The 16513-nt window shown below is 48.1% G+C and carries 14 protein-coding genes; 8 read left to right on the forward strand and 6 right to left on the reverse strand.

The window, feature by feature from the left end; translation table 11 throughout:
• The 6 genes from BS614_RS00340 to BS614_RS00365 all read right to left on the reverse strand — a co-directional run bounded on the left by BS614_RS00340 (nucleotide 1) and on the right by BS614_RS00365 (nucleotide 6586).
• Nucleotides 1–762 carry a lysophospholipid acyltransferase family protein gene (locus BS614_RS00340; protein ID WP_074092538.1) on the reverse strand — a complete coding sequence of 254 codons (762 nt, stop codon included), beginning with the start codon at nucleotides 760–762 and terminating at the stop codon, nucleotides 1–3.
• Nucleotides 731–1498, reverse strand: coding sequence for a carotenoid biosynthesis protein (locus BS614_RS00345; RefSeq protein WP_074092539.1), 768 nt, complete (start codon nucleotides 1496–1498; stop codon nucleotides 731–733). Before BS614_RS00345 ends, BS614_RS00340 begins: the two co-directional genes overlap by 32 nt.
• On the reverse strand, nucleotides 1498–2370 hold the full coding sequence (locus tag BS614_RS00350; RefSeq protein ID WP_074092540.1) for a phytoene/squalene synthase family protein: 873 nt from the start codon (nucleotides 2368–2370) through the stop codon (nucleotides 1498–1500). The genes BS614_RS00345 and BS614_RS00350 overlap by 1 nt, the downstream gene beginning before the upstream one ends.
• Nucleotides 2367–3830, reverse strand: coding sequence for a phytoene desaturase family protein (locus BS614_RS00355; RefSeq protein ID WP_074092541.1), 1464 nt, complete (start codon nucleotides 3828–3830; stop codon nucleotides 2367–2369). The genes BS614_RS00350 and BS614_RS00355 overlap by 4 nt, the downstream gene beginning before the upstream one ends.
• Nucleotides 3827–5377: a phytoene desaturase family protein gene (locus tag BS614_RS00360; RefSeq protein WP_074092542.1), complete on the reverse strand. Its 1551-nt coding sequence runs from the start codon at nucleotides 5375–5377 to the stop codon at nucleotides 3827–3829. Before BS614_RS00360 ends, BS614_RS00355 begins: the two co-directional genes overlap by 4 nt.
• Before the next feature lie 264 nt (nucleotides 5378–5641).
• Nucleotides 5642–6586 carry a MerR family transcriptional regulator gene (locus BS614_RS00365; protein WP_074092543.1) on the reverse strand — a complete coding sequence of 315 codons (945 nt, stop codon included), beginning with the start codon at nucleotides 6584–6586 and terminating at the stop codon, nucleotides 5642–5644.
• Nucleotides 6587–6853: 267 nt separating this feature from the next.
• Here BS614_RS00365 and BS614_RS00370 point away from each other — a divergent pair, with 267 nt between their 5' ends.
• From BS614_RS00370 to BS614_RS00400, 8 genes are all read left to right on the forward strand, one after another.
• Entirely contained in the window at nucleotides 6854–8329 is a 1476-nt protein-coding gene (locus tag BS614_RS00370) for a phospholipase D family protein (protein ID WP_074092544.1), read from the forward strand.
• 126 nt (nucleotides 8330–8455) lie between these two features.
• Nucleotides 8456–9079 (forward strand): TetR/AcrR family transcriptional regulator, encoded by a 624-nt coding sequence (locus BS614_RS00375; protein WP_074092545.1) that lies wholly within the window; start codon nucleotides 8456–8458, stop codon nucleotides 9077–9079.
• On the forward strand, nucleotides 9076–9417 hold the full coding sequence (locus BS614_RS00380) for a DMT family transporter (protein ID WP_017691902.1): 342 nt from the start codon (nucleotides 9076–9078) through the stop codon (nucleotides 9415–9417). Before BS614_RS00375 ends, BS614_RS00380 begins: the two co-directional genes overlap by 4 nt.
• On the forward strand, nucleotides 9417–9731 hold the full coding sequence (locus BS614_RS00385; RefSeq protein WP_017691901.1) for a DMT family transporter: 315 nt from the start codon (nucleotides 9417–9419) through the stop codon (nucleotides 9729–9731). Before BS614_RS00380 ends, BS614_RS00385 begins: the two co-directional genes overlap by 1 nt.
• Nucleotides 9732–9936: 205 nt before the next feature.
• Nucleotides 9937–10068 carry a hypothetical protein gene (locus BS614_RS32305; protein ID WP_280523080.1) on the forward strand — a complete coding sequence of 44 codons (132 nt, stop codon included), beginning with the start codon at nucleotides 9937–9939 and terminating at the stop codon, nucleotides 10066–10068.
• 213 nt (nucleotides 10069–10281) lie between these two features.
• Nucleotides 10282–11229, forward strand: a complete 948-nt coding sequence (locus tag BS614_RS00390) for a TetR/AcrR family transcriptional regulator (RefSeq protein ID WP_074092546.1) — start codon at nucleotides 10282–10284, stop codon at nucleotides 11227–11229.
• Nucleotides 11230–11262: 33 nt separating this feature from the next.
• Nucleotides 11263–14487 (forward strand): efflux RND transporter permease subunit, encoded by a 3225-nt coding sequence (locus tag BS614_RS00395; protein WP_074092547.1) that lies wholly within the window; start codon nucleotides 11263–11265, stop codon nucleotides 14485–14487.
• 341 nt (nucleotides 14488–14828) lie between these two features.
• Nucleotides 14829–16505 (forward strand): PucR family transcriptional regulator, encoded by a 1677-nt coding sequence (locus tag BS614_RS00400; RefSeq protein ID WP_244898238.1) that lies wholly within the window; start codon nucleotides 14829–14831, stop codon nucleotides 16503–16505.
• Nucleotides 16506–16513: the final 8 nt, after the last annotated feature.

A 16513-nucleotide genomic window follows, 5' to 3' on the forward strand; every position in this document is an offset into this window, starting at 1 on the left:
CTAACGGTTCACCCGCTTTCGTGCCGCATCGTATTTTTCACTTGTCGAACGTACATGACGAATCAGTGGAATCGCATTTGGCAAACTTCCCTGCCCCATCCGTATAAGCTCTGATCTATGATCGTCTAACTGCTGTTCCAGCACATGGCCGAGTCTGGCGGCAATCTCTTCACTCTTCAACGCCTTCCAGTCTTCCATCACAGCCGGGCCCGCCTGCATCGATATTTCCGGTAAATCATGCTGGACCATCCCATGGCACAAGGTTACCGGTACAGCAATGGCATTCGGAGAACGACGAAGCAACAATCCGATGCCTGGACGGAACTGAATTGGTCTGGCCTCCTGATGCAATATTTCTCCTTGGGGAAAAATCCAGACCCTTTTACCTGAATCCAATAATTCACTGGTGTACTGTAGAGAGGTCCGAATACCGGACGCACTCTCCTTATTGATCGAATACGCACCCAATTTCCGAAAAAAAGCATATTGCTGAAGCTGTTGCTCCTCCATCATCACATAATGATCTCCTCGCGATGTCTGCCTAGCCGCATGATAAAGCAGCAGACCATCCCACCAGGAACTGTGGTTCATGAAGTAGATCACCGGACGAGTCGGATCAATCGGGGAGTTGTCCCTGATGTCCACCTGCGGGTCCAGTGACCCTGTGAGCGTGAAGGAGCGGAAGCGCCGACGTAGCAGATAATAGTGATTGTATAAGGCAAAAATATAATTAAACGGTTTTGATTTTACGGCGCGAATCATAGAGCCAGCTCCCTTCGGCAAGAAACACCCCAGCAATGGCGATGATAAAGCTGCCTGTAATCCCTTCCTTTAGGGCAAGCAGGCCGAACAGAAGAATAAACAGCTGATACAGCCATTTTGCACGCAGCAATGAGCTACGGTCATTAGGCATGGCCGGAAGGAAGAGGGACAGGAATGCACCCATGATAAACCAGCTTATGTAATTGGTCCACGGAACACCGTAGAAACCACCTGGAGCCTGCCACTCCCAGAATCCTCTCGCATGCGCAACAGGATCGAGTACTAGGTCGAGTACAATTGCCCAGAACCCGGTCTTCACTGCTCGAAGCAGTTTGCCAGTCCATGTTGAACCACCACCACTTAACAGCGCCGAGTTACCAACCACTGCGATCCAGGCGAAACCCAGCGTAACTGGTACACTGAACATATGAATCCCAAAGAAGTCTGAGTAAGCATACTCACCAAAAGGCCAGTGCGTATGCACTCCTACCCACTCTACGCCCATACCTCCAAGCCAGATGATCACAGAGGATATCCAGAGTCCAGGTTTCAGCCAGATGACTGACTGGTCGGACAGACCTGTCCGATTACGCCCTTGATAGATTAGATCCAGCACATACAATGCGTAGAAGATTAGAAATAAACCATTCGAAAAGGATAATACGTCAGGCACGCCGATCGTTAGCATCAAGGTTGCTCCAATGACATACCACGCCCAGTAAAGCCACTGGATCATCAGGATACCGCCGTTCGGGAGGCTTGATAGGCCAGCATCGGGTAACGTTTCACAATCGCACCCAGCATCTCCAGTTTCAATTCATCGCTAACATATGCCCGCTTGGTATATACGTCATAGTCGTTGCGTTCAACGGCGTGTAGAATGGTGGAGTAAAAGGCTGCTGCCAGCTCGATGGAAAATGCACTTTCCGTTGGGTACGTATCCAGACGATCCATGCCAATACGGAACCAGTTCAATGCTGCAGCTTTTAGTTCATGAACAATGGCAATAAAACGTTCGTCCACGACTCCGTCTTCAAAGTCCTGCTCGGTGTAACCATGCTTCTCCATGATCTCCAGCGGAACATACCGGCGCACTCTGGCCCGATCTTCACCAACATCCCGAATAATATTAACGATCTGCATCCCTTTACCCAAAGCAATCCCGTTCACGGCTACTTCTGCGCCATTATCATCCCGCAATACAGGCAACAACATCTCGCCTACGGTTCCGGCCACCAGATAACAATAATGCTCCAGTTCCTGCATCGTTGTATAATGTGTCACTTTAAGATCCGTGAGCTGCCCTTCCATCTGACGGAAGAATGGTCCCTTATCCAGATGAGGGAAACTGCTGAACAACCATCTCAGTGCTGGCCAGATAAAATGTCCTTCCGCGTCGTCCAACTGATCAAACAAATCATGGATTTCATGAATCGTATAGGGCGAATGTTCCGGCTCGTCTACACTGTCATCAATCATGCGGCAGAAGGCATAAATGACATATACCGCTTCCCGACGTGGACTAGGCAGCCCTCTAAAGGCCTGATAAAAAGAGGAAGAACCCTTTTGCATCAACTCTTCACACCTGCTCAAAATCGCTTCATTCATGTTCCCATCTCCTTCATGAGTTGATTGGCGGCCATCCGTGCACTCTGCATTACAATCGGCACTCCGCCACCTGGATGTACAGATGCTCCTGCGGCATATAATCCCTGTATATTGGGAAATGGTTTTGGTTGCGGTCGGTATACACCGGACTGGAACAATACAGGTGCTATACCAAAGCTACCGCCCCCATAGAGCCCGTCTCGCTCTGCGTCAGCGGGTGTACGCACCTTTTTCCACTTAATCGCTGCACGAAGTCCCGGGAATCCACGTTGCTCCGCTTCTTCCAGTACCCGTTCTGCCAATGCTTCGCTCTCCTGATCCCAGTCGACACCTTCGGCATCTGGTACGGGAATGAGGAAATATAATACACTCTGTCCTTGAGGTGCTGCAGTTTCATCCAATGCGACCGGATTAAATACGTAAAATGAGGACTTTGCCGGAATACGTCGCTGATTGAACACTTCCTGCAGACTGCCTTCAAGACTCGGTGGCAGGAAGAACTGGTGCGTCGTTGCATCTTCCCAGGTTTTGTCCACGCCCACATAGAGCAATACACATCCGGAAGAGGGACGATACGGTTTTCTTTTACGTGCTACCTCTGGTGATTGTCCAAGCAAACCTGATAGATGGGGGAAATCGCCATTGTAGATCACTGCATCCACATTTTCTGCGCCTGCTGCCGTTTCTATACCTTCACACACACCATTTTTAATCTTGAGTCCAGTCACTTCCGAATTCAGCACGACACGTCCACCACGTGATATCAGTTCCTGTTCCAGAATGGCCGGCAATGCTGCATATCCACCTTTGACCATCCAGATGCCATATTCATGCTCTGCGTAAGGTAAAAGGGAATAGATACCTGGCGTCCCAAACGGTGATCCACCAATGTATAAGCTTTGCAGAGAGTATGCATCGAGCAATTCCTCGTGCTCAAAATAATCGCCTACCGCTTTCCGGACACTTTTGTGGGCACGCAATCTGCCCATGAGTGACATGAGCGAAGGGGTGAAGAAATCCCTTTTGCGCGGAAAAGCCCTTTCCAGAAACGCTGCCCGGCCTGCCGGGAACAACGTGTCCATATCTTGCATGAATCGTGTGAATCCCCGGCTCTCTCCCGGGAACAAACGCTCAATCTCCGCCGTCTGCTCTTCACGTGAGGTCATCTTGGTCATGACACGACCACTGTGGTAATGCACTCTGTATAACGGATCACAGCGAAGTAACTCAATCTTCGAACGATCTACGCCTGCCTCCTCCATGATGCCAAGCAACATCTCCGGCAGCAGCACAATCGTCGGCCCCTGATCGATCCGATACTCACCTTCCTGCTCATATCCAATGCGTCCGCCAACGCGAGAACCCCGTTCATACACGGTGACATCCCATCCCTGACGGTTCAATAACAGTGCAGAAGTAAGTCCACCAATCCCTGCCCCTACAATAGCGGCCCGCTTCATGAATGCCCTCCGGCTTCTGCCGTCTTCACGTACGAGGATGGCTTGGAACGTGTGCGTGCGTCCTCTTCCTGAATCAGTCTGACACTGATCCGTGCCGATTCGAAGATCGTGGGCAACCCGCTGCCCGGATGTGTTCCGCCGCCTACCAGCCATACACTTTTCAACTCTTCAAACTGGTTATGGGGACGCAGATACATCATCTGACCCAAATTATGTGCCATATTAAACGTTGCTCCCCGATACACATCCAGTTCAGTCTCCCAATCGAGTGGAGTGAACAGCATACATTCTTCAATACGGCTGCGTATGTCTGCCAACTCAGGAATGCCTTCCATGCGTTTCATCATGGCCTCCTGCACATTCTCCCGTTCTGCCTCCCAATCAATATCTGCGGTAAGGTTAGGCGTAGGCATAAGAACATATAAAGCAGATTTCCCTTCCGGTGCCAGCGTCGAATCAAGTCTGGAAGGGTTATGAATATATAGAGATGGATCGGCAGACAGCATTTTGTGCTTTGTAATCTCGTCGACGTTTAACCGGTAGTCCTCGGGAAAATAGATCGAGTGATGCGGCAGGTCCACATCACCATCCACGCCCAGATACAGCATTGCTGTAGAGCAGGAATACTTTTTGCGTTTCATTTTCTCCGGGGTATATTTCTTAAGCACGCCTGGTTCAAACAGATGGTTCACCGCATGTGCAAAGTCGGCGTTCACAACCACATGGTCTGCTTCGATGCGTTCACCGTTCTCAAGCAACACACCTTCTGCACGACCGTTGCGAACGATGACCTGTTTCACCGGGGTGGAAGTATGTATGCGTCCTCCGTGTTCTTCCACGACATCGGCCATGGCTTGGAAGATCCGATTCACGCCGCCAATGGGGTGGAACAATCCGTAGTGATGCTCAATAAACGATAGTATGGTAAATGTGCCCGGACAATCCCAGGCAGACATTCCAAGATATTTGGATTGAAATGTAAATGCCCAGCGCAGACGCTCGTCTGTAAAATAGCGGGACAAGATTCCATAGACTGTATTGTGGACATCAAGCTTAGGTAGAGCTGTTACCGCATCCTTGCGCAGATAGTCAGTCAACTTGCCAAAAGGACGACGGAGCAGAGGCATGACTTTGCCAAACTTCACTTCTTCTTCTTGCATGAACCGAAGGTAATTGTCCTCATTGCCCGGAAACAATTCCTTAATCTGTGCAGCTGTATCTTCCCGATTACGAGAAGGCGTGAACACCTTGTCACCAAAGTTCAGTGCGTACAGTGGGGTTAGCTCTTTCATATCCACATAATCGGATAATTTGCGTCCCACCACATCGAACATCTCTTCGATCAGCTGTGGCATCATCAAAAATGTAGCACCGCGGTCGAATCGATATTCACCCAGTTCCAATCTGGCAGAACGCCCCCCGATGACTGGCTGTTTCTCATACACATCTACCTCGTACCCCTGACCGGACAATAACATCGCTGCTGCAAGTCCACCCGGTCCTGCGCCAATGACAGCTGCACGTTTGCGTTGTTGATTCGGTATCATGCCACTCACCTTTCTATGTAGGGAATTCCTATAGTTCTCTAGCCCCTAACCTATTATTAAACCTCCCAAGAACACTTTAAGCGGTAACTAGCAAAAACATTATACAAATATAATACAAATATTATACGACCTTGTAAACCAAAAAATGACCCGTTGGTCAAAATAGCTGGTAATCCATTTATAAACACAAAAAACACCCTTTGATCACTTTCGTCAAAGGATGTCCTTTATACACTAACCTATTCATATCATTTGAGATTATGTTTAATTATTGGCCTGTCCGAACCGCGCACCAGGTGATCGATCGGAGAGATATTCACGCTCCATCCATGACTGCCAGTCCGCAGAACTCTCCGGCATAATCCATTGCGGATAACGCGCATGCTCTGCACGCTCATAGCCTTTACCTCCAAGTACAAAGCGAATATGTGGAAACTCGTTTTTAATTCGCTCTATAAGTTGATCACATTTTTCAAGAAGTCCTGGACTTGTGATCGACAGGCAGACCAACTTGATCTTCTGCTCCCGGATAATCGGGAAGATGCCTTCCTCTGGCGTGTTGGCACCGAGATATAGTACTTCCGCTCCATTTTTGCGCATAAAGAGAGAGAACAGCAGCAACCCGACCTGATGATGCTCCCCTTCCGGACACAACGCCAGAACTTTGGGCAGATGCGGATAGATCGGGAACAGATGGAAAAACTGATAAAACCGCTGTGATATCAGCTGTGTCATGAAGTGTTCCTGAGCCACCGAAGCCCTGCCTTGCTCCCATGCATCTCCAACCCGAACCAGAATGGGCACCAACACATGATAGAACATCGAGTCATACCCATACATGGTGAAACCAAAATCAATCAAACCATTGGCACGTTCACCCTGAAAGTTGTAGAGCGAATCATAGATCTGATCTGCCATGCGTGCGTAGGCTTCTTCCATCGTAGGCACCGGAGCCATGATCGGCGTGGGTATAGCTTCGGGCGGATTTAATTTGTTTACTTTCAGCATCCGTACCGCTTCCGAAATATTGGTCTGATGTAGCTCAACCTGTTCTTTCAACCAGCGCAGATCCGCAACATTCTCTTCGGTATACATTCGATAACCCGATTCCGTCCGCTCAGGGGTGACCGCACTATACCGATTCTCCCAAGCCCGGAGCGTCACCGTCGGGATACCGAGCATGGCAGCGACTTGTTTGATGGAATACACCTTATTACCCACTTTCTTTCCTAAATGTCCAGATTTCACAGGTTATATCATTGGTTCCCCGTCCTTGTCAGGCATATGAAAACCCCAACATTCTACAAAAATAATACACTCATTATACACAACGCTCAGACACCTGTCGATTGCATCCTGCCAATTTTGCCATATGCATTTTACCGCTACATTCGTTATGCTAGCGGGTTCTCCTGCGTCAACGTTATCATCCGTGTGGTAATAGAAGTCAGCAAGTACAGAAGGGGGAGTCCACCGTTGGTCTCATTACGCCGCCATACATCAGACCGCAAGTCTTCACGCGGCAAATTTCCATACATACAAACAGGAATCGTCCTATTGGTCCTATGGCTCATCGCCGTCATGCTCTATCAAACCTACAAACCATTACCAGCGGGCATTTCCTACGAAAGTCCGGAGTATCGTGTGGATCAAGTCGATTTCCTGCACGACCTCACTTATCCTTCCTCCGACGGACAGATGGAGCACGAACAGCAGATTTTCCAGCGCATGATGCAAATTGTGGAGGAAGCAGAGCAGTTTGTCCTGGTGGATATGTTCCTGTTCAATAATTATCAGCACAAGGGACAGAACTTTCCTCCCGTGAGTACTGAATTCACCGAGGCTCTGGTCGCCAAAAAAAATCAGCATCCTGATATGGATATCTGGTTCATTACAGATGAAGTAAATACCAACTATAACTCAGCACCCAATCCTTTACTGGAACAAATGAAACAAGCAGGCATTCATGTGGTCATCACGGATGTGGACCCTTTGCGTGATTCAACTCCAGTATACTCTGCGGTCTGGCGGACCTTCTTCCAATGGTTCGGCCAATCCGGAGATGGCTGGATCAAAAACCTGATGGCGACGGATGGTCCAGATGTAACTGTACGTTCTTATCTCAAGCTGCTCAATGTGAAAGCCAATCATCGCAAAGTTGTTGTTAGTGAGAAGAAGGCGATTGTCTCTTCTGGCAATATTCATGATGCGAGTGCCTACCACTCAAATATTGCATTTGAAGTAACAGGTCCAATCATTGGCGATATTCTTCAGTCAGAGCAAGCTGTTCTCGACATCTCAGGCGGAGGCCAGGTTCCTGCCTACACAGCTCCTTCCACGGATTCAAACACGGGAGATTTGCGAATCCGTTATTTAACTGAAGGCAAAGTGAATGACGCTGTACTCCATGAGATCAATCAGGCTGGCAAAGGTGACACCTTATGGATGGGCATGTTCTATGTGGCCTCTCCGAAAGTATTGGAAGCCCTGCTGGAATCCGCAAAACGAGGAACCGAGATCCGGCTTGTACTGGATCCAAATGAAAATGCCTTTGGTCAGGAAAAGATCGGCATTCCAAACCGTCCTGTCGCTGCTGAATTGCATGATAAATCCGACGGTAAAATTCAGATCCGCTGGTATAACACCACCAAGGAGCAATACCATACCAAGATGATCTATCTTGCCAAAGCAACCGGAGATCATATTGTCCTCGGGGGTTCAACTAATTTCACACCCCGAAACATGAATGACTACAATTTGGAGAATGATTTATGGATTGCTGCTCCTCCAGACAATAAGTTCACGCTTGATATCGCGAATTATTTCGAGCGTATTTGGAATAATGATGATGCGGAGTTTACGCTAAACCTAGATGAGTTTCAGGAGAAGACTACGTTTTTGAAAGGTATCCTATATAAGCTGCAACTGATTCTGGGTCTTACGACCTTTTGATCAAAAACCACATTCATACCTGTTATATCCGCCTGTACTCTACTGTGCAGGCGGATATTTTCATCTTGACAGGCAATGTGAAGTGTGAAAATATAATTACCTAACGACCGTTAGGAAGGTGATTGAATGACTGCACAATCCATTCGGGATGCTGCCCTGTTCCATTTTGCGAGAGATGGCTATGAGGGGGCTTCTCTGAGAGCTATTGCTGATGAAGTCGGGATTAAAAAACCGTCCATATATGCACATTTCAGCTGCAAGGATGACTTGTTTTTGCACACTCTGGCCTTTGCATTTCACGAGGTAAAACGGCACACACTGGAATATTTCCGTGATCATGCGGATCTGCCATTGGAGCAGAGGCTGAAAGGCTTGTTGATCTGGTTCGAACAAGAATACAATGCCCATGCTTCGGCTCGTTTGATGTTGCGCAATTGTTTTTACCCACCACTTTCTCTGTATAGCGAAGTGATGGATCAGGTGTATCCGTTTATCGATGGCATGGAACGTGCTCTGACTCGTCTGCTGCAAAGGGCAATGCGTAATGAAGATATACCGCCCCTACCCGCGGAACAAGCCGCCATTGCATTTATGACGTTCCTCGACGGTATTACCGTGGAGATTATCTATGGAAGTTCCCGTCGGTACAAGAGACGGTTGGAAGCAGCCTGGCCTGTCTTTTGGCATGGCATTCATCATTTGAACGAAGAGGCACACAGCGTTGTGCCGGAAGGAGATTTAACAACATGAACCGCAACTGGTTATATGTATTTATCGGTGGAATTATTGAGATTGTCTGGGTAAGCGGGCTGAAACATGCCTCGAATGCCTGGGAGTGGACTTTAACAGGGATTGCCATCGTGATCAGCTTTGGACTGATCATTGCCGCTTCCAAAAGGCTGCCTGTGGGTACGGTGTATGCCGTCTTTACGGGAATTGGTACGGCGGGTACCGTCCTTACGGAAATGGTACTGTTCGGTGAGCCGTTCCGCTTGGCCAAAGTATTGCTCATCGGGCTGCTGCTCTGCGGCGTAATCGGACTGAAGCTGGTTACGGATCAGCAAGAAGCCAAAGGAGGTGCAGTATAATGGCTTGGATGGCAATTGTAGGTGCAGGGATATGTGAAATTTTCGGCGTAATCGGTATTAATGGTGCTTCCACCAAGAAAGGATGGCCATACATCGTACTTATGCTGGTGTCGTTTGTGTTCAGCTTCTCGCTGTTGTCCTATGCCATGACGTCCATTCCCATGGGCACAGCGTATGCCGTGTGGACGGGGATCGGAACGGTCGGCAGTACGTTAACAGGCATGTTCCTGTTCGGTGAACGGAAAGAAGCGAAGCGTATCCTGTTTATCGCGATGATTTTGGTGGCAGCCGTTGGTCTGAAACTGATCACATAATGGAACAACTGAAGATACACTTTAAACTCCGATTGCAGTACCACTTTCCGATCGCTGTTATCGTGTAATTCTTAGCTTCCATTATAAATTTAATATATTCAGCAATATAAATTAGACGACTTCGATCAGGAAGTCGTCTTTTTGGGATATGATATAAATAGGAAACCTCTCTATACTCTGCCACGTAAGAAAGGATGTCGTAATCATGAAAAAGTTATTGGCACGCATGGGCTCTTATACAGGGTATACCCTTCTGATCGGCATGGCCATTTTCTATCTCATCGCTCTAGTCGCCATTATTATACTCGCCTTGTACGCCTTCACTGGAGGAAACTAACTTAAACGTTCTTGATACCTTATCCCTATCGTACATACAGGCTGCACCTTGTTACTTGCCGTCTCTCCTTCCCTTTGATCAGCCACTTTTCCCCATATACATTTTCCAATTTACTCCCATTTGAATTCCTTTAACCAGATCGTTTATACTTATTTTGACCTTAAAGTCAATTCAAGAACTCACAAGTTCCCTGATGAGGTGAATGTATCGTTAATGAACCCTATACATGAGATGAATGAGAAGAAAAAGCTCATCATTACTACAGCACTCAAGTTATTCTCATCCAAAGGCAGTGCTGCAACATCCATGCAAGAGATTGCAGAATTATGCGGGATGTCCAAGGGCAGTCTCTACATCATGTTCAAATCCAAAGAGGAATTAGAAGCCAGTACTCTGGAGTACTGCATGTACACGCTCATGGACGAGATGACACAGATTGAGCATGAAACCAGCCTTACCTCGCGTGAACGTCTGCACAAGCAGATCGAGACACTGCTCATCCATGTTGCCGAGCTCAAGGAATTTTTGCGAGTACAGATGCGCAGCATGATGATGGATGATGAACAGCAACGCAAGGAACAATGCCATCCGCTGCAAAGAGATCTGGAAGTCCGTACCTTACATTGGTTTAAGGATAAGCTGGAGGAGCAGTACGGATCGGAGATTGAACCTTATACGATTGACCTTATTTTGCTGACACAGGGGCTATTCCTTTCCTACGTCAAGATCTGGTTTACAGAGATGCCGTCCCTTACTGTTACCAAAATGGCAACAAATTTACTGCAAATGATGGACTATGCAGCGCACGGATTCCTTAAGCAGCGACCTTTGCCTTTGATTCCTTTGGAGGACTGGCCTGCCTGGATTACCGAACCCCATCCGGATTCCACGGTGATGCGGCATCCTATTCATATTATCAAGCAAATGCAGGATATTGCTGCCTCCGAATTGCCTGCTGGGCAACCGAAGAATGATGTACTTGAGACCATTGCCATTCTCCGGCAGGAGATGATGGAATTCACGCCGCGGCGTGCCATTATTCTGGGTATGATGCACAATCTGGAGAACGTAACTGCCATTAAACCTTTGCACTCCGAGCTTCAGCATATTCTGGATGCCATGTATAGCCGGTTCATCCAGGCTGACTCGTCACACACATAAACAGGAGAAACAGAGAGGAGAAGAAACCATCGTATGAAAGGTATTATTAATTTTTCACTGAACAACAAGTTTGCGATTTGGATTCTGACGATTATCATCTCTTTCGCAGGTTTGTACAGCGGATTGACGATGAAACAAGAGACAATCCCGAACATCAACGTACCGTTTCTGAATGTCACTGCCATTGATCCGGGGGCTGCACCGGAGGGAATTGTTGAAGATGTCACGAAGCCGCTGGAAGTAAAACTACGTAATGTAGATGGCGTGAAGACAGTTACTTCCACTTCCATGGAGAACGCAGCATCGATCACACTCGAATTTGATTATGGAACAGATCTGACCAACGCAACTGCAACCGTTCGTGAGGCACTGAATGAAGTTCAACTGCCTGACAGTGTGCAGAAGCCGACCATTTCCAAGTTCAGCATTAACTCTTTCCCGGTTGTATCTCTGAGCCTGTCCGACAAGGACGGCGGTGACCTGGAACAATTGACACGACTGGTTGAATCGGATATTCAGCCTGCACTCGAAGACATTGACGGTGTAGCTCAGGTTCAGGTGTCCGGTCAATATGTGAAAGAAGTTCAATTGAAGTTTGACCAAGCCACAATGGCCGAGCTGGGCCTAACGGAAGATACGGTAAACGGCATCGTTCAAGGTTCATCCATTCGTGTGCCCCTTGGACTGTTTGAACTGGATAAATCCCAGAAAGCCGTTGTTGTAGATGGAAACATCATCGACATCGATGATCTGAAAAACCTTGCCATTCCAGTTGTACCCGGCGGTGCCGGTGCTTCCACAGGCAATGGTTCAAACGCATCCCCACAAGGCTCTGGAGCACCAACTGGTGAAGCAGGTCAAGGTACCGCTCCAAGTGCTTCACAAGGAACGGACCAAGCCGCTGGTGGTAATGCCAGTGTGGGTAGCCCTTCAGGTGCTGCCAACGCAGCTGGTATCCCGACAGTGAAATTAAGTGAAATTGCCAAGATCGAAGTCATCGGTCAAGCGGAATCCATTTCCCGGACAGACGGCAAGGAATCGATTGGTATTTCCATTGTAAAATCCAACGATGCCAACACGGTTGATGTCGTTAACGCAGTCAAAGATAAAGCGGAAGAGTTGCAATCGCAGTTCAAAAATGCTGATTTGACTGTATTGCTTGACCAAGGTAAGCCGATTCAGGACTCGGTGAACACGATGTTGGGCAAAGCCGTTTTTGGCGCCTTGTTTGCCATCCTGATCATCCTGCTCTTCCTGCGTAATATTCGTTCAACCATTATCTCCATTATCTCGATCCCGCTCTCCTTGCTCATGGCATTGACTGCTCTCAATATGATGGATATTACTTTGAACATGATGACGCTGGGTGCGATGACAGTTGCCATCGGACGGGTTGTCGATGACTCCATCGTTGTTATCGAGAACATCTACCGCAGATTAACACTCAAAGGTGAGAAACTGAAAGGCCGTGAACTGGTTCGTGAAGCAACGCGCGAGATGTTCATTCCAATTCTTTCTTCCACCATCGTAACGATTGCTGTATTCCTGCCACTGGCATTGGTAAGCGGTATGGTCGGTGAGTTATTCACGCCATTTGCACTGACCATGGTATTCGCTTTGCTGGCATCCCTGATCGTTGCCATTACCATTGTGCCGATGCTTGCGCACACCCTGTTCCGTGGAGGGTTGAAGAACAAACAGAATCACGAAGAAAAACCAGGCAAAATGGCGGAAGGTTACAAACGCCTGCTGAACTGGACCCTTTCACACAAACTCATCACAGTCAGTATTGCAGTGATCCTGCTGGTCGGCAGTTTGTTCCTGTACCCGTTCATCGGTGCAAGCTTCTTGCCAGAACAACAGGATAAATACGTGACTATTACGTACAGCCCACAAACCGGAGCTTTGCGTGAAGATGTCGAAAAAGAAGCACTTGTTGCCGAGAAGTGGTTGCTGGAACAACCAGGTCTGGAGAAAATGCAATATTCCATCGGCGGCACGAACCCACTGAGCAGTATGGGTGGCGGTGGCGGAAACTCGGCTCTATTCTATATCGAATATAACGAAGATACGAAAGACTTTACTCAAGTGAAAGAACAGCTTGTAGAAGGTCTGAAGAAAGAAGTTACCGTAGGTACCTGGAATGAGCTCGACATGTCCGGCGGTCTGGGTGGTAGCGGCCTGAGCCTCTCCATCTATGGCGATAATGTAGAGCAACTTAAACCTGTATCGGATGAAATTCTGAAACTGGTTGAAGCGGATAAGGATAATTTTGAAAAAGCAGATACAACACTTGCTGACACCTACGGGCAGTATACGCTCGTGGCGGATCAGGAGAAATTGAGTTCCCTGGGCCTGACTGCAGGTCAACTGGCGATGACGCTGAGCCCGGCACGGGAACGTCCTGTGCTTACGGAAGTCGATATCGATAACAAAACGTACAAAGTATATGTAGAGACAGACAACAAAACATTCAGTAGCATTAAAGAGATTGAGGATGAAACCGTCACTTCACCGCTTGGCATCGAAGTACCAATCAAAGATGTTGCCAAAGTGGAAGAAGGTACGTCCCCGAACTCCATCATGCAAATTGATGGTAAAGTTGTTGTACAAGTCACAGCCAACATCCTGGCTTCGGATGTAACGAAAGCTTCGAGTAACCTACAGGCTGAGATCGACAAGCTGGATCTGCCTGATGGCGTTGAAGTGAAGTTCGGCGGTACAACCGAACAGATTAATGATACCTTTACTCAACTGGGTCTCGCCATGCTGGCGGCCATCGCCATTGTATACTTCGTGCTCGTTGTTACATTCGGCGGCGGATTGGCACCATTCGCAATCCTGTTCTCCCTGCCATTTACGGTCATTGGTATTATGGTAGGTCTGTTCATCGCTGGTGGTACGCTCGACGTCTCCGCCATGATGGGTGGACTGATGCTCATCGGTATCGTGGTCACCAACGCTATCGTGTTGATCGACCGTGTTATTCACAAGGAAAAAGAGGGTATGCCTACCCGTGAAGCCTTGCTGGAAGCCGGTGCAACTCGTCTGCGTCCAATCCTGATGACCGCTCTCGCGACCATTGGTGCCCTGTTGCCGCTGGTAACGGGTCTCGAAGAGAGTGCGGGTATCATCTCCAAAGGACTCGGAATCACTGTAATCGGCGGTCTGATCAGCTCCACGCTGCTCACGCTGGTTATCGTACCGATTGTGTATGAGTTCCTGATGAAATTTAAAAAGAAAAGAATCGAAGATTAAGAAGTCGTTGATTGTACTCATGTAACGGTTCGAGTACAACTTAAATGTAGACTATAATATTAGCTTCTCGCCCCTTAGCGCATATTGGAATGATTGAATTCCGATGTGATGCTAAGGGGCTTTTTTATTTGAGTCGAAATTACGTCACATAGACTGACATAGAAACCCTTCATTTTAATCAAAATCACAAAAAGAATAGTCTCGATTGTCATTTGAAACAAATGAACGTCAGATTTCAGCTCATCGTCTGTAAATCGACTTATAATATGGATTAATTATGCAAGTTGACGGATTCCAGACTCCAGATAGATCACATGTGATTGGGGAAGGATGGTGGTTGTGTGGGGGAGACAACGCTTCATATTCAAGTCAGAGACATGTTAAAACGTCCCGTGTTTCGCAAGGCAGAAGTCCTTGCTAGTGAACGCGCACTGGAGCGGTATGTTCGCTGGGTTCATATCATGGAGGTTCCTGAAGTAGGGGACTTGCTCAATGGCGGGGAATTGGTGCTGACGACAGGCATTGGCTGGCAGGAAGGTGAGCAGCAAGGTCTGTCTTTTCTGCGTCAGTTAATTGCACGTGGGGCTGCCGGTCTCTGCATGGAACTGGGGAATCACACCAAGTCGCAGCTTGGTGCCATGAAGGAAATTGCAGTCGCAGCGGATTTCCCGTTGATCTGGTTCCACGAACAAGTCCGTTATATTGATATTACGCAAGATCTGCATTTCACCCTGATTCGCAGTCATCAGCGGATGATTGCCGAACTCGATAGTCTCACCACCTCATTTAACCAACTTCTTCTGAATGGAGATGGTGTACAACCTCTGCTTCGATTATTGTCACGAACAACCGGATGTGCCGTGGCGTTATATCCACTTGAAGGGGAAGCAAGTGCCGCTCCCTACTGCCCTCCAGAGCAGCTGGAGACTCGTCGGCAGGATTGGTTTTTGCAGCGGGGACATTTGGCGGGAGAGGATATTCCGAATTTAATGCGGCTGTCGGATAACACATTACATGCGTTCAGCATGCCTGTTCGGGCGTTAGACTACACCTTTGCGGATCTTGTACTCATGCACCAAAAACTGCCGGATCACGATTCAAATATACCGATCAAACCCTCAGATGAATTCATCATTCAGGCACTGGAACGTTGCGCGGCCGCGATTGCCCAGGACTGGATGCGAACCAAATACATGGAAGAGAAACGTCGCTACAAAGAAGATATGTGGGTCATTGACTGGCTTAACGGACATCACTCCACGAAGGAAATCCATGAATATGTATCCACCGTTAATCCCCTTCTCGCAACGAGCAAAGCCACGATTATCTTATTCGACAGTAACCCTGCATACACAGACAGCCTCAGACTTCAGAAATTATTGATCCAACGTAACATCGTAGCCCGTTCCGTGTTCGCTCGGGAGAATTTCACCCTCTACAGCACCGTTCTAAATCACCAGATCATTCTTATCATTCTCGACCCACTACCTGGATCTCAGCGCAAAAGCAGTCTCTGGCGCTGCATCGAACAGCTGCAGCAGCACGAACAGGAACAGACCCACTGCCTCTTCTCAGGCCTGATCGGTATCGGTCATAACTGCACAGACCTCTCCCGTCTCAAGGATAGTCTGGAATCCGCGAAGGAGACACTGCGAATCCAGAAGGACATCGGCGAGATGCAGCAGCCCTTTTACAGTAATCTTCATTGTTATCGCATCATTGCCAGTATGAAGCAGAGTGGTAATCTAGATGATTTTATCGAAGAATACCTGGGGCCGCTCATTCGTTACGATGTCGAGAAAGGAGGTCAGTTGCTGCGGACCCTCAAGCAATATTTGGTCCTGTGCTGCTCCAAGCAAGAGACGGCCACCGCTCTATATATCGTCAGACAGACGCTGTATCACCGGTTGGACAAAATCGAAGTCCTTTTGGGAGAAGACTATATCCTCCCAGAGAAGCGGGTAGCGATCGAACTTGCACTCTATGCCTATGAGTACGTACACGGCCCGATCGCATGAAAAGCTTC

This window comes from Paenibacillus xylanexedens (genome assembly GCF_001908275.1).
GTDB classification, from domain to species: Bacteria; Bacillota; Bacilli; order Paenibacillales; family Paenibacillaceae; genus Paenibacillus; species Paenibacillus xylanexedens_A.